This is a genomic window from Cytobacillus firmus, from assembly GCF_023657595.1.
Taxonomy (GTDB): Bacteria; Bacillota; Bacilli; order Bacillales; family Cytobacillaceae; genus Cytobacillus; species Cytobacillus firmus_B.
In genome coordinates this window covers 4,346,128-4,360,515 of the sequence record NZ_CP098323.1, presented here as the reverse complement: position 1 = coordinate 4,360,515, position 14,388 = coordinate 4,346,128, and the positions used below count along the sequence as shown (strand labels likewise).

At 44.9% G+C, this 14,388-nt stretch carries 15 protein-coding genes and 2 pseudogenes; 12 read left to right on the top strand and 5 right to left on the bottom strand.

The window, feature by feature from the left end:
* The first annotated feature begins 28 nt into the window (after window positions 1-28).
* The 8 genes from NAF01_RS22050 to hisIE are packed head-to-tail and all read left to right on the top strand — an operon-like array spanning window position 29 to window position 6,509.
* Window positions 29-1,213, top strand: coding sequence for an ATP phosphoribosyltransferase regulatory subunit (locus NAF01_RS22050; protein ID WP_250801129.1), 1,185 nt, complete (start codon window positions 29-31; stop codon window positions 1,211-1,213).
* Window positions 1,210-1,854 carry an ATP phosphoribosyltransferase gene (gene hisG, locus NAF01_RS22045; RefSeq protein ID WP_035329276.1) on the top strand — a complete coding sequence of 215 codons (645 nt, stop codon included), beginning with the start codon at window positions 1,210-1,212 and terminating at the stop codon, window positions 1,852-1,854. Before NAF01_RS22050 ends, hisG begins: the two co-directional genes overlap by 4 nt.
* A 17-nt stretch (window positions 1,855-1,871) precedes the next feature.
* Entirely contained in the window at window positions 1,872-3,143 is a 1,272-nt protein-coding gene (gene hisD, locus NAF01_RS22040; RefSeq protein ID WP_222498986.1) for a histidinol dehydrogenase, read from the top strand.
* Window positions 3,144-3,158: 15 nt separating this feature from the next.
* On the top strand, window positions 3,159-3,746 hold the full coding sequence (hisB, locus tag NAF01_RS22035) for an imidazoleglycerol-phosphate dehydratase HisB (protein WP_197218395.1): 588 nt from the start codon (window positions 3,159-3,161) through the stop codon (window positions 3,744-3,746).
* Window positions 3,747-4,385: an imidazole glycerol phosphate synthase subunit HisH gene (hisH, locus tag NAF01_RS22030; RefSeq protein ID WP_197247051.1), complete on the top strand. Its 639-nt coding sequence runs from the start codon at window positions 3,747-3,749 to the stop codon at window positions 4,383-4,385.
* The gene (hisA, locus tag NAF01_RS22025; RefSeq protein WP_197247049.1) at window positions 4,382-5,113 is read left to right on the top strand and encodes a 1-(5-phosphoribosyl)-5-[(5-phosphoribosylamino)methylideneamino]imidazole-4-carboxamide isomerase; all 732 of its coding nucleotides are present in this window, start codon (window positions 4,382-4,384) and stop codon (window positions 5,111-5,113) included. Before hisH ends, hisA begins: the two co-directional genes overlap by 4 nt.
* Window positions 5,113-5,871 (top strand): imidazole glycerol phosphate synthase subunit HisF, encoded by a 759-nt coding sequence (hisF, locus tag NAF01_RS22020; RefSeq protein ID WP_250801128.1) that lies wholly within the window; start codon window positions 5,113-5,115, stop codon window positions 5,869-5,871. Before hisA ends, hisF begins: the two co-directional genes overlap by 1 nt.
* Window positions 5,868-6,509 (top strand): bifunctional phosphoribosyl-AMP cyclohydrolase/phosphoribosyl-ATP diphosphatase HisIE, encoded by a 642-nt coding sequence (hisIE, locus tag NAF01_RS22015; RefSeq protein ID WP_197247047.1) that lies wholly within the window; start codon window positions 5,868-5,870, stop codon window positions 6,507-6,509. The genes hisF and hisIE overlap by 4 nt, the downstream gene beginning before the upstream one ends.
* 45 nt (window positions 6,510-6,554) lie before the next feature.
* On the opposite strand, the gene NAF01_RS22010 is transcribed toward hisIE, so the two are convergent.
* The 5 genes and pseudogenes from NAF01_RS22010 to NAF01_RS21995 form a co-directional block, all read right to left on the bottom strand.
* A complete protein-coding gene (locus NAF01_RS22010; protein ID WP_250801126.1) occupies window positions 6,555-7,793 on the bottom strand; it encodes an NAD(P)/FAD-dependent oxidoreductase in 1,239 nt (412 codons plus the stop codon).
* Window positions 7,790-8,122, bottom strand: coding sequence for a (2Fe-2S)-binding protein (locus tag NAF01_RS22005; RefSeq protein ID WP_250801125.1), 333 nt, complete (start codon window positions 8,120-8,122; stop codon window positions 7,790-7,792). The genes NAF01_RS22010 and NAF01_RS22005 overlap by 4 nt, the downstream gene beginning before the upstream one ends.
* Window positions 8,115-8,390, bottom strand: coding sequence for a (2Fe-2S)-binding protein (locus tag NAF01_RS22000; RefSeq protein ID WP_048008402.1), 276 nt, complete (start codon window positions 8,388-8,390; stop codon window positions 8,115-8,117). Before NAF01_RS22000 ends, NAF01_RS22005 begins: the two co-directional genes overlap by 8 nt.
* A 76-nt stretch (window positions 8,391-8,466) precedes the next feature.
* Window positions 8,467-8,622: pseudogene (locus NAF01_RS25120) on the bottom strand (helix-turn-helix domain-containing protein); the annotation flags it as partial.
* Window positions 8,623-8,690: 68 nt separating this feature from the next.
* A pseudogene (locus NAF01_RS21995) lies at window positions 8,691-9,990 on the bottom strand (sigma-54 interaction domain-containing protein); the annotation flags it as partial.
* A 251-nt stretch (window positions 9,991-10,241) separates the two neighbouring features.
* Here NAF01_RS21995 and NAF01_RS21990 point away from each other — a divergent pair.
* The 4 genes from NAF01_RS21990 to dapA are packed head-to-tail and all read left to right on the top strand — an operon-like array spanning window position 10,242 to window position 14,380.
* A complete protein-coding gene (locus NAF01_RS21990) occupies window positions 10,242-11,468 on the top strand; it encodes an NAD(P)/FAD-dependent oxidoreductase (RefSeq protein WP_226618802.1) in 1,227 nt (408 codons plus the stop codon).
* On the top strand, window positions 11,468-12,505 hold the full coding sequence (locus tag NAF01_RS21985) for a proline racemase family protein (protein ID WP_226618509.1): 1,038 nt from the start codon (window positions 11,468-11,470) through the stop codon (window positions 12,503-12,505). The genes NAF01_RS21990 and NAF01_RS21985 overlap by 1 nt, the downstream gene beginning before the upstream one ends.
* Window positions 12,502-13,455 carry a proline racemase family protein gene (locus NAF01_RS21980; protein ID WP_226618508.1) on the top strand — a complete coding sequence of 318 codons (954 nt, stop codon included), beginning with the start codon at window positions 12,502-12,504 and terminating at the stop codon, window positions 13,453-13,455. The genes NAF01_RS21985 and NAF01_RS21980 overlap by 4 nt, the downstream gene beginning before the upstream one ends.
* A 31-nt stretch (window positions 13,456-13,486) precedes the next feature.
* The gene (gene dapA, locus NAF01_RS21975; RefSeq protein ID WP_048008407.1) at window positions 13,487-14,380 is read left to right on the top strand and encodes a 4-hydroxy-tetrahydrodipicolinate synthase; all 894 of its coding nucleotides are present in this window, start codon (window positions 13,487-13,489) and stop codon (window positions 14,378-14,380) included.
* The last annotated feature ends 8 nt before the right edge of the window (window positions 14,381-14,388 follow it).

The window sequence follows — 14,388 nt, the reverse complement described above, 5'->3', positions numbered from 1 at the left end:
GAATTTTTAAGTCATAGAGGTGAATGGTTTGAGCCGATTATTTATGTTTGAAAAGCCGTTAGGCATGAGAGATACATTACCTGATCTATACGAAAGAAAAGCTGCAGTCCGTACATCCATCCAGGAGGAAATGAAACGCTGGGGCTATCAGTTTATCGAAACGCCTGCACTCGAATACTACGAAACAGTAGGGGCGGCTTCAGCGATATTGGATCAGCAGCTGTTCAAGCTGCTTGATCAGCAGGGCCATACCCTGGTGCTCCGGCCGGATATGACAGCGCCGATTGCAAGGGTTGCAGCATCCCGTCTCTTAAAAGACGAGCTGCCGATCAGACTTGCGTATTCCGCCAATGTATACCGCGCACAGCAGCGGGAGGGAGGCAGGCCGGCTGAGTTTGAGCAAATCGGTGTTGAATGCATTGGGGATCATACGATCAGTGCGGATGGCGAAGGAATGGCGCTCATGATCTCTGCTCTAAAAGAAGCAGGGCTTCGGAACTTTCAGCTTTCAGCAGGCCACATCGGCTTTGTCCGTGACTTCTTCCAGCAGATTTTAGGAACGGAAGAACGAGTGGAGAACCTGACAAGATTTTTATATGAGAAAAATTATGTAGGATACAGGGAACATGTAAAGAATCTGGCACTTTCGTCCATTGATAAACAAAGGCTTCTTGATTTCCTTAAATTAAGGGGCGGTGAAGAAGTCATTGAGATTGCCTATGGCCTTCTGGAAAACGGCACAGGAAAAAAGGCATTAGCTGAGCTTGAACAGCTTTGGAGCATTATGCGGGACTACGGCCAGGAAGGCACAGTTAAATTTGATTTAACGCTTGTCAGCCATATGAGCTACTATACGGGCATTCTTTTTGAAGTATATGCAGGTAATGTTGGTTTCCCGATCGGAAATGGCGGCCGCTACGATCTGCTGCTTCAAAAGTTCGGAAAAGATACGGGAGCAACCGGCTTTGCCATTAGATTGGACCGTCTGCTTGAAGCGCTGGAAGACAGCAATGAGGCTGAACCTGTTTACTGCATTTTATACAGTCCGGAACGCCGCAAAGAGGCATTCGATTTTGCGAAGGAAGAACGTTCTGCCGGAAAGAAAGTGGTCCTGCAGGATATTAGCGGTGTTAAGGACATAGATGCCTGCACCAGCCAGTACGAGGACATTACCTTTTTAGTCGGAAAAGCTGGAAAGGAGAGCATAAAATGAGTGATGTTTTAACGATTGCGATGCCAAAGGGCCGCATTTTTGAAGAAGCAGCTGAATTGCTCCGCCGTGCAGGCTTTCAATTGCCGCCGGAATTTGATGATTCACGTAAATTGATAATCGATGTGCCGGAAGAGAATTTCCGCTTTATCCTGGCAAAGCCGATGGATGTGCCAACGTATGTGGAGCATGGTGTAGCAGACCTTGGGATTGCCGGAAAGGACGTAATGCTTGAAGAAGAGCGGGATGTCTACGAGCTTCTTGATTTGAAAATCAGTGCCTGTTATCTCGCTGTTGCGGGACTGCCAAACACCAGGCTGAATGATGTGGCTCCTAAAATTGCTACAAAGTATCCGCAGATTGCGGCAGCGTATTTCCGTGAACAGGGGGAGCAGGTGGAGATCATTAAATTGAACGGCTCCATAGAACTGGCCCCGATGATCGGGCTGGCGGACCGGATCGTGGATATTGTATCAACCGGCCGGACACTGAAAGAAAACGGGCTCGTTGAATACGAAACCATTGTCGGAATCACCTCAAGATTGATCGTCAATCCAGTCAGCTACCGCATTAAGGATGAACGAATCAGCGAGCTGGTTGGCCGGCTGACAGAAGTTATTTCAGGAGAAGAAATAAGCTCTTAAAAGGATGTAGAACCCCTATGAAAATTTTAAAAATTGATGACCAGATTTCAATTAAACGGTCTGTTGATAACGGAACAGAAGAACAGCGGGCGATTGTAAAAAATATAATTGAAACAGTCCGCCAAAACGGCGATCAAGCTTTAAAAGAGTACACAGAAAAATTTGATGGCATCTCTCTGGATGAATTAAAGGTACCACAGGCTGAAATAGGAGAAGCGTTGAGTCAAGTGGATGGGAAAATCCTTGAGATCATTAAAGAAGCTGCCGAAAATATCCGGTCTTTTCATGAAAAACAGCTTCGTCCTTCCTGGATGACAACAGAAGAGAACGGCACAGTCCTTGGCCAAAAGATTACACCGCTTGATTCAGTTGGCCTGTATGTCCCGGGCGGAACGGCGGCATACCCGTCATCCGTACTCATGAATGTGATTCCGGCAAAGGTTGCGGGGGTCAAGAGAATCGTGATTACTTCTCCTCCTGATAAAAAGACTGGAAAGCTGCCTCCGGCTGTTCTGGCAGCAGCACACATCGCCGGTGCGGAAGAAATCTATAAAGTCGGCGGAGCCCAGGCGATTGCTGCATTGGCATATGGAACCGAATCGATCCGGCCTGTCGACAAGATCACAGGTCCGGGGAACATCTACGTTGCCCTCGCAAAACGCGAAGTTTTTGGGGATGTTGATATAGATATGATCGCAGGTCCGAGTGAAATTGCGATTCTTGCAGATGAAACGGCACAGCCAGATGAGGCGGCGGCCGATCTGCTATCACAGGCTGAGCATGATCCTATGGCGTGCGCTGTGCTCGTGACACCATCTTCTGCTTTGGCAGAAGCGGTGTCAGCAGAAGTGGAACGCCAGCTTGCCGAGCTGCCCCGCCAGGAAATTGCCGCTGGGTCCATCAGGAATTACGGAGCTATTTATGTGACGGAAAGCATGGATGAAGCTGTTGAAACAGTGAACAGCCTGGCTCCTGAACATCTGGAGATTTTAACAGAAAATCCGATGGAGCTTCTTGGACGGATTCGTCACGCAGGAGCGATCTTCCTCGGAAGATTCAGCCCTGAACCGGTTGGCGATTATTTTGCCGGTCCAAACCACGTCCTGCCGACAAACGGGACAGCCCGTTTTTCAAGCCCGCTTAATGTGGAGGATTTTCAAAAGAAATCAAGCATTCTTTTATACAGCGAAAAAGCATTAAAAGATAACGCCGAGAAAATTGCGGCCTTTGCGCGTCTGGAAGGCCTTGAAGCCCATGCCAGATCCATTGAAACAAGACTAAGAAAATAAGCTGGAGGAATAATCATGGCCAGAACTGCTGAAATTTCACGTAGAACCAATGAAACGAATATCACTCTATCCTTAAATATAGACGGAGAAGGCAAAAGCGATCTGGAAACAGGCGTGCCTTTTATGACACATATGCTGGACCTGTTTGCCAAGCACGGACAATTTGACTTGAATATCGTTGCAAATGGCGACACCGATGTGGATGATCACCACACAACAGAGGACATTGGCATCTGCTTAGGCCAGGTGCTGAAGGATGCTTTAGGAGATAAAAAAGGCATCAAGCGCTATGGGAATGCTTTTGTTCCAATGGACGAAGCACTGGCTCAAGTGGTAGTTGACCTCAGTAACCGCCCTCACCTTGAGATGCGTGCCGAGTTCCCAAGCCAAAAGGTGGGGACATTTGATACAGAGCTAGTGCATGAATTTCTCTGGAAACTCGCGCTTGAAGCGAGAATGAACCTGCATGTCATCGTTCACTATGGACAGAATACACACCACATCATTGAGGCGATTTTCAAGGCGCTAGCTCGTGCGCTGGATGAAGCAACGACGATCGATCCGCGGATTAAGGGAGTTCCCTCAACGAAAGGGCTGTTGTAAATGATCGGCATCATCGATTACGGGATGGGGAATTTGTTCAGTGTCAGCAAAGCGCTTGAACGGCTGGAGGTTGCTTATTTCCTTTCTGAAAATAAAGACGAGCTTCTGAGAGCGGATGCCCTGATTTTGCCGGGTGTCGGCTCCTTCAAGGATGCAATGAGTATCTTAAATTCTACTGGCCTGGCAGATCTGGTTAAGGAGTTTGCTGATACAGGCAAGCCGCTCCTTGGCATTTGCCTTGGCATGCAGCTTTTATTTGAAAGCAGTGAAGAAAATGGACTGACAGAAGGATTGGAGCTTCTGCCTGGCCATGTGAGGCGGTTTTCCGGTTCAACAGCAGAAGGTGAAACGTACAAAGTTCCGCATATGGGCTGGAACCGTCTTGAATTCCTGCAGGGTTCGCCGATTTTAAAAGGGCTTGATGAAGATTATGTCTATTTCGTCCACTCTTATTTTGTAGATACAGATGATAAAAAAGTAGTTATCAGCAGGAGTTTGTATGATGTAGAAGTGCCGGCAGTGGTCGGCAGAGGCAATGTGTTCGGCATGCAGTTCCACCCTGAAAAAAGCAGTTCGCTCGGCATGGCGCTTTTACGCAATTTTACCGAGCTGGTTGAAGAAAGGATGTCTGTGAAATGAGTTTTACCATCTATCCGGCAATCGATATGAGAGGCGGCAAGTGCGTCCGGCTCCTGCAGGGGGATTATGATAAGGAAACGGTGTATGGAGACTCTCCGTTTGATATGGCCAAAAAGTTTGCTGATGAAGGAGCAGACTGGATTCATATGGTCGATCTTGACGGGGCAAAGGATGGGAAGCGGGTTAATGATCAGTATGTCATCCAGGCTGCCCGCGAACTTGGGGCCTCTGTCCAGATCGGCGGGGGAATCCGTACAGAAGAAGACATCCTTCATTACCTTGATAATGGTGTAAGACGCGTAATTATTGGAAGCATCGCCGTCTCCAATCCTGAGTTTGCTATTGACATGATCCGCAAATATGGCAAAGCCATAGCGGTAGGACTTGATGCGAAAAATGGCTATGTGGCCACTCACGGCTGGCTGGAGACATCTGAAGTCAAGGCAGTTGACCTGGGTAAGCGATTTGCCGACGCCGGTGCGGAAACATTTATATTTACAGATATCGCAACAGATGGAATGCTTTCTGGTCCTAACGTTGAAGCTGTTCGCCTGCTTGCGCGGGAAACTGGCAAAAGTGTAATTGCATCCGGAGGGGTCAGCCAGCTGGCTGATTTGGCGGAACTTCAGGAATACACATCTGAAGGTGTTGCCGGGGCCATCGTCGGAAAGGCAATATATGAAGGCCGGTTTACCGTTGCGGAAGCTTTGAAAGAGGTGAAGGCATAATGCTGACGAAACGCATTGTTCCCTGTCTGGATGTAAAGGACGGCCGTGTGGTAAAAGGGGTGCAATTTGTGCAGCTGCGTGATGCCGGTGATCCGGTTGAGCTTGCCCGATTTTATGATGGGCAGGGAGCTGACGAGCTGGTTTTCCTTGATATCTCCGCTTCTCATGAAGGCCGGAAAACAATGGTTGAAGTTGTGAAGGCTGTTGCGTCGGAGCTGGCCATTCCCTTTACAGTCGGCGGAGGGATAAACGCTCTTGAAGATATGAAGCGAATTTTGCGGGCGGGGGCTGATAAGGTTTCTCTTAATACAGCTGCCGTAAACAACCCTGATTTAATTACAGAAGGGGCAAATTTCTTCGGATCACAGTGCATCGTTGTGGCGATTGATGCTAAATACGATGAACAGCTCGGTTCCTGGCGGGTGTACACACATGGCGGACGCACACCGACTGATCTGGAGGTTATCGCCTGGGCCCGTGAAGCGGCAGAGCGCGGCGCCGGAGAAATTTTACTGACAAGCATGGACTCGGACGGAGAGAAAAAGGGATTCGATATTAAGCTGACAAAAGCAGTCAGCGAGGCCGTTTCGATTCCGGTTATTGCTTCTGGCGGGGCAGGAAACGCCGAGCACTTTGCAGAAGCATTTATTGATGGGAAAGCGGATGCCGCTTTGGCAGCATCTATTTTTCACTATAAAGAAACATCTGTGGCAGAAGTGAAAGCTTTTATTAAGGAAAAAGGGGTGGTAGTCCGATGAATATCGATGGTGTAAAGTTTGACGAAAAGGGACTGATCCCTGCCGTTGTGCAAGATGCGAACACAAAAGAGGTATTAACATTAGCTTATATGAATCGGGAATCCCTTTTAAAATCTGCGGAAACAGGGGAGACCTGGTTTTTCAGCCGTTCCCGCAATGAGCTCTGGCACAAAGGGGCAACAAGCGGAAACACGCAGAAAATTGTAGAAATGAAGCTTGATTGTGACCAGGATGCCATTGTGGTCTTGGCTGAACCAGCGGGACCTGCCTGCCACAAGGGAACAGTCAGCTGCTTTGAGGAAAGAGTATACGGGGAAGAGTCAGGCGGTTTATCTGACTACGAAATCCTTAATACACTTGAAAAAGTCATTGAAGAACGCGAAAAGACACGCCCAGAAGGAGCCTACACGACCTATCTTTTTGAAAAAGGCGTGGATAAAATCCTGAAGAAGGTCGGCGAAGAATCCGCAGAAGTCATCATCGCTGCGAAAAATCGTGATAAGGACGAACTGAAATGGGAAGCGGCCGACCTGATTTATCATTTGATGGTGCTGCTGCGGGAGCAGGAACTGCCTTTTAGCGAAGTCTTGAAAGTGCTTAATAAACGGCATGAAAAGAAAGAACCGGCCTCCGAATAGGGAGGGCGGTTTTTTGCGGAAATTTGCTTTGGGATGATTATCATTTCATCCTATCTCCTGTAAAGAATCCTGTTCTTTCCCATAAAGATCGTCCCAAAGTTCATAGATTTTCCTCCGGCCGTTTGCAATTTCAGGGTTGAATTGGATGGCAGCGTTTTGACGGACTGTATGAACGTTTCTCAGTGCCTGTTCAAGCTTCTTGGTGATGTCAGTGCTGCCTTTTCCAGCATATTTAGCAATCGAAATCCCTGCTGTTGTTCCCTGGGCCATGGCGATTTTTCCGCTTTCAATCCCAGTGATATTCCCGGCAACAAATAATCCTTCGATTGGAGTTTCCATTTTTTCAGAATGAAGCGGAACATGTCCCCCAAGTTCTGGTACGTATTGGAATGGGCAGCCGGCAACTGCTGTAAGCTCTGCTAACGGATACAAGCCGCCTGCAATACAAACGAAATCTGCTTCGTATATTTTTTCCGTACCTTTGATCACGTTTCCATTCGCATCAATATCCGCAGTGAGGACGCCTTCCACATGATCCTTTCCAATAATTTCAAGTGCTGCTTTTCTAAGCTGCAATGGTGTTCCATTCACCTTAACGCCGCTTTTAGGGTAAAATTTCATTCCTAATTTGCGGAATCCTCTATTTTTCATAAAGCGGCTGCCGAAACGCAAGATTGGTGACGGGGCAAGATGTGCTGCATTTAGGAGTGACTTCAAGACTTCCTCTGGTATTCCGGCATTTTGGCTAAGCGGACTCTTTTCTGGCAGCACAATATGTTCTACATTGATCCCGGCTAATTGGAGCTCGTTTAAAATGGCAAATGCCAGAATGTTTGCACCAATGATGATGCCTTTTTTGCCAACCTCGACCCGATGAACATTCGTCATGACCTGTGCAGCTCCGATGGACATAACACCTGGAAGAGTCCAGCCTGGCACAGGAATTGGGAACTCAGCAGCACCAGTTGCCACCAGCACATAAGGAGCTATCAGTGTTCCTGTATGAGTATGAACATTCCAGCAATCCTTATCTTTTTCAAGGTTATATACAGAAACGCCGCAGCGGATATCTACTGATAGTTTCTGTGCTTCGTTGTGCAGACGAGTTGATTCTTTTATTCCATTCCACCATTCTCCTGACGGTTCCTGGTGCAATTGGCCGATTAATCTGCCGCCTGGCCTGACAAATTCATCAATGACGGTTACTTTTAAGCCATACTCAGCACAGGCTATGGCACCAGCTAAACCTGCTGGCCCAGCTCCAATTACGATTACATCTATCATTGGTTCTCCACCATCCTTTTAACTATATTAGGATGATGTTTTCCTCTTTCAACAGCCATATTTTCCTTCACAGCCGTTAAACAGGCTCTTATATTGGCCTGTCCATTAACATATACACGGCATTCCATACAGTGGCCGATATTGCAATAAAACCCTCTTGGTGTTCCGCTCTCCTCATGAACTCGCAGTGTTCTCACACCGTTTGCCAGCAGAGCTGCAGCGATTGTTTCAGTTTCATATGCTTCATATTCTGTTCCATCAAAGGTGAATGGAATCTTTTTTCTATCATCTAATTTGCCTAAAACCGGATGATCTATAATTCTAGCCATTATTATCACCTGCCGTTCCAAAAGTTACAGGGCGAATTGGAGGCTGATATTTTAAGGGAATTTCACCTTCGCCTGTATTAGGGACGATACTTTCAATAATCCGATCGACCATGACCCTGCAAGTGCGTCCTCCACAAAATCCCATTCCAGCTCTTGTTCTAAGCTTCAATTCCCTGGATGTACACTGATGTTCTTTTGCAGTTGCGAAAACCTGCCCATAGGTAACCTCTTCACAGCGGCAGATCACAAGTGCCTCTTTGTTACTCATTTGGAAATCCTCCTCTTCAGGTATATGCAAAAATACAATGCAAAAATCGTACCAACTTTGAAGTCTGGATATTAAATCAGCTTAATCCAAGACGTTTGAGACGATTGTAGAGAGTCGCTCGGGTGATTCCCAGTTTTTTCGAGCATTCTAATTTGTTGCCGCCGGTTAATGCCAATGCTTTTTCGAGCACTTGCTTTTCATGCCGATCCATTTCTTCCTGAAGCGGCACAATGCCCGTTTTTATTTCTATGCTGTTTTCCTGAAGATCCATATCAGATGCATCTGGATAGCTCATTGCTGAGTGGAATGGCAAATATTCTTTTCGAATGACTCCATCTGTTGCAAAGACAACCAGACGTTCAACCACATTACGCAGTTCCCGAACATTGCCTGGCCAATCATATTGAAGCATTTCCTGCATAACTTCCTGGGAAAAATGATGGATCGGCCGCTGATAGCGCAGTGAAAAATCATTTAAAAAGTAATGAATGAGTTCAACGATATCCTCACAGCGTTCTTTTAATGGAGGGATTTTTAAACTGACCACATTTAGCCGATAATATAAATCCTCCCGAAATAGGCCTTCGTTTATTAATTCTTTTAAATCCCTATTGGTTGCAGCAATTACCCGGAAATTTGCTTCAATCTCTTTTTCACCGCCAACCTTGTAATATTTTCTTTCTTGAAGCACACGAAGCATCTTGACCTGCATTTCCAAAGGCATTTCGCCAATTTCATCCAGGAAAAGAGTTCCCCCTCTGGCAAGCTCAATTTTTCCTTTTTTTCCTCTATGATCTGCACCCGAAAAGGCCCCGCGTTCATAGCCAAATAACTCGCTTTCAAATAATGAAGCTGGAATAGCACCGCAATTAATTGATATAAATGGTGCTTCAGGTCCTTCAGTTGCCTCATGAATGGATTTGGCAAAGACCTCCTTTCCGACTCCGCTTTCTCCTAAAATCAATACAGTTGACCGGACAGAGCACACCTTTTTCGCCATTTCTACAGTCTTTTCCATCACCGAGCTTTTCCCTTTAATGTATCTAAAGGGATCGGAAGGCCTGTATTTCGCCATCTCCTGTTCTAAACGGTGAACCTCAGTCGACATATTAAATAATTTCTCATTAAGAACCACTTGGCTTGTCACATCAGTTTCCGATACAACCGCCCCGATAATTCGTCCATTAAAGTGAACGGGGTTTGAATTTATTAGAACAAAAAGATCAGATCTTGGCTGGTGATGCTTTCCCCTGATTCTTTTTCCTTTGTACAAGGATTCCAGGATTTGCAGATTCTTATGTTCAAAGAATTCTATTATTGGTTTCCCCACTATCTCATCTTTTTTTACAGAGAAGATTTTTTCGGCTCCCTCTGTCCATGTGCGGACACGTTCATCAGCATCAATCACTGTGACTGAAGCGTCCGATGTATGGATGACAGCTTCATAGAAAGCCTTTAATTGGTTGTAGGAATCATGCAAAAAATCAATGATTTGTTCATTTGTGATGCAGCCTAGTGCCTGACCGCTTGAATTTACAACGGCAACGGCTGCATGACGCCTGCAGGCATCAGCTAATGAAGAAAACGTATCATCTAAATAAACACTGACTAAGGCATTTTCATTATTTGTGTTAAGACAGATTAAATTCTTTTCAATTATTTCTTTGACTGAAGGTAATTCAAACATGACAGCCTCCTGGCATGTAAATTTTTTTATACACTGTTTAATATTTTATACACTATTTTATCAAATTTTTTGACAATTAAGAACAAAACAAAAAAATCTCTGTTTGGGCTATAAGGAGAATTATTAAAAGGTTCTTATTTCTTCAGAAGGTTTTGAAAGTTGGCATGTTATTTGCATTAAAAATTGATGTAACAAGACGAAGGGAAGTTGGTTTTGTGAGAAATCATTGTGACGTTCTGGTTATAGGCGGGGGAATCATAGGCTGTGCAATTGCCTATTATACTTCTAAATCAGGAAGAAATGTAACCGTTATTGAAAAAGGTGAATTTGTCAGTGGCACGTCATCCCGCTGTGACGGGAATATTTTAGCTATCGATAAAGATCCTGGCTTTGATAGTCAAATGTCACTTGTCAGTCAGAAGTTAGTAGATGAATTAAGCAGAGAATTAAAGCAGCCTTTTGAATATCGTGCGCCTGGAAGCATCCTTGTCTGTGAGACAGAAGAAGAAATGGAAGCCGCACAAAAGTGGGTTGACCGGCAAAAGGAGGCCGGCTTGCCGTTCAGGATGCTGGACAGACAGGACATTCGCCAGGATTCAAAGTATTTTGCTGATGATTTATTAGGCGGCTTAGAATGTGCAACAGATTCAACCGTTAATCCATACCTTCTTGCCTTTAACCTTCTTGAGGGGGCAAAGGAGATGGGAGCTAAGGCCCATAAACAAACTGAGGTTACTGGAATGAGAAGGGAGCCGGACGGTACATTTACCGTTGAAACATCTAATGGCACTTTCACCGCGAACTATGTTATTAATGCTGCAGGTGTATGGGCTCCATATATCGGAGAGATGCTGGACTTGTCTATTCCAATTAAACCAAGAAAAGGCCACATCATTGTCGCATCACGCCAGGAATTTATAGGACCGAGAAAAGTGATGGAATTTGGCTACTTAATATCAAAATTTGGCGGCAGGCGCCAGGTTGACCCGATTACTGAAAAATACGGAGTAGCCCTTGTTTTTGAACCAACTGAAAGTCAAAACTTCCTGATTGGAAGCAGCCGGGAATTTGCTGGGTTTAATACAAAGATCAACAATGAAATTATTAAATGCATTGCCAATCGGGCCATTCGATTTTATCCGAAAATGGCTGACATGATGGTCATACGTTCCTATGCCGGTTTGCGGCCCTGGACGGAGGATCACTTGCCAATTGTGTCAGAAGCAGAGGGAATTCCAAACTATTATATTGCAGCCGGTCATGAGGGAGACGGAATTAGCCTTGCCGCTGTTACTGGAAAAGTAATAGAGGAAATGCTTAATGAAAAGGAAACTTGCATCCCAATTGAACCGCTGAGATTTTCTCGATTTAAGGAAAGGGTGAGTACCTGATGAAAGCAAATCGAGTTTTTACGACCATTGATACGCACACGGGCGGAAACCCGACAAGGACATTGATTAGTGGGCTCCCAGAGCTAAAAGGAGCGACAATGTCCGAAAAAATGCTTCATATGCAAAAGGAATATGACTGGATCCGCAAGCTCCTGATGAATGAACCAAGAGGACATGACGTCATGTCAGGAGTACTTTTGACAGATCCATGTCATCCGGAAGCAGATATCGGTGTTATATATATCGAAACCGGCGGATATTTGCCAATGTGCGGACATGACACAATCGGTGTTTGTACAGCATTAGTTGAAGCGGGGTTAATACCTGTTCAAGAACCGGTTACTTCGATAAAAATTGATACACCAGCCGGCCTTGTTAAGGCAGAGATTAAGGTAGAGAACGGAAAAGCAAAAGAGGTTTCCTTCTGCAATGTTCCGGCCTTCCTGCTAAAGAGTGTCTCTGTCGATGTTGAGGGGATTGGAATTGTTGAGGCAGATATTGCTTATGGAGGCAACTTCTATGGAATCATTGATGCCCAATCTGTTGGATTAGAACTAACACCGGAGAATGCGTCAAAAATCATTGAAAAGGCTATCAAAATTAGAAATACAATTAACGCAAAAATGGATGTCGTTCATCCGCAATATCCATTTATTCGAAGCCTGACCCATATTGAGTTTTTCACTGAGCCAGCCCATGAAGAAGCAGATGTGAAAAATACGGTTGTTGTGCCTCCAGGCGGGATCGATCGTTCCCCATGCGGTACAGGCACTTCGGCTAAATTATCTGTCCTCTATTCCAAAAAGGAGATAGGGATCAAAGAAGAATTTGTACATGAGAGTATAGTTGGCTCTTTATTCCGCGGAGAAATACTTGAAATAGCAGATGTTCAGGGTGTAGAGGCTGTTATTACAAGAATCACAGGTTCAGCCTGGCTAATGGGAATGCACCGGTTCTTTTATAACGAGGAAGACCCGCTTAAAGAGGGCTTTTTACTTATTCCCCCAATGGAACATGAAATGGAGGATGTGAAATGAAAATTCAAAAGTCTTACACAGCAACTGATGTACACGTAGCAGGTGAGGCATATCGAATTATTAAGGATGGCCCACTTATTCATTATACAAGTATACGGGAGCTGAATGAGCAATTTTCGCTTGCCTATGAGGAGGAAATTAATTTTCTTTTAAATGAGCCCCGCGGATTTGCTGGACTAATGGGTTGTCTGGTCGTTCCGCCTTTTAAAAGCGAAGCCGATGCCGCTGTTATTTTTTTCGACCATAACGGAACCGTTCCGCTGCAATATGGCGGAATCGCAGCTGTCATAACCGCATTATTAGAGTGTGGCCAGCTAAAGGCCAAGTCTTCAGGTGAATACATACTTGAAACAATCAGCGGTGTTATTGGTGTCGCTGCAACGATGAAAGATGATGAAGTGAAATTAGTTAAATTAAAAAACGAGCCATGCCAGGTTGTGCAAACCAATGTGCCAGTGTCTTATTTAGATTTAAAGACAGAAGTATCTCTAGTCCAAGCCGATCATCTTTATGCGATTTTTGATAAAGCAGAGCTGCCTTTTGAGATTGAGATGGAGGACCTTCCAGTCATAAATCAATGGGGGCAGAAGGCGATTGAAGCCTTAGAAGGCAAACATGCCTTCAGCAGAGTGATCTTGATGGATCATTCGCAAAAAAATGAAGGCAAAATCAAAACGGTAACCTTCCGTCCGGATTGTTATATTGTGCGTTCTCCAGGATTTGGAACTTTAGCTGCCTGTTGCAGCTATTTAATAGAAAAAGGGGATATACCTCCTGATAGCCCAATTGAAAATGAAAGCATTTTCAATGGCAAATTGACAGCCGAGCTTTCAGCCCAATTTGAAGCAGGTTACGAGTTTAGTTTTTCAGCACGCGGATTTATTACGGGTATGCAGACATATGTATTAGACCCGGCAGATCCATTATTCGCAGGGTTTTTATTAAAATAAGAAACTATTAAAAATAGGGAGGAAAATTAAAATGACTGCAATTAGAGGAGCTTATCCAGTATTAATTACACCAATGACACAGGAGCAGGAAATTGATTGGGGCGGAGTAAAGAATAATGTCAATTACTTTGTCGATCAAGGTGTGGCAGGTATCGTCATCAATGGGAGTACTGGTGAATTTGTCAGTCTGTCAAGAGAAGAAAAATACCAGATGGTAGAAACGGTTATGAAGGAAGCAGGCGGCCGTATCCCTGTTATTGTGGGTACTGCTGCGGAAACAACAAGGGAAACAATTGAGTATACAAAGCAAGCTGAAGTACATGGAGCGGATGCTGCTCTAATCATTAACCCTTTTTACATGAAGCCAAAGGAAAATGAAATTTACCATCATTTCAAAGAGGTATCCAGCAGTGTCAATCTTCCGATCATGCTTTATAACAACCCATTTACTTCTGGTGTAAATATGAGCGCAGATTTAATGCTTCAGATTGGCAAGGATTGCGAAAATGTGACTCACATTAAAGAATCAAGCGGTGAAATCAGCAAGGTAAGAGATCTTGCAAGAAAAGGAAAAGGAGATTTTGAGGTATTCTGCGGTGCTGAAGAGCTTGTAATGGAGTCTTACTTAGTTGGAGCAACTGGCTGGATTTCTGTTGCAGGAAATATCGTGCCAAAGCTGGTTACAGATATGTATAACCATTTCCAAAAAGGTGAGTTTGAAGAAGCTTGGTCCATCAATGATCGTATTTTACCACTATGCGCGTTCCTTGAAGGATCTGGAAAGTATGTGCAAATTGTGAAGAGAGCCATGGAATTGACTGGCCAGGCTGGCGGGCCAGCGCGGTACCCTCGTTTAGGTCTATCACCGGAGGAAGATCAAAAGCTAAAAGACCTGCTTGCAAGTTTAGAGACAGTAAAAAACTAAAATAGTGA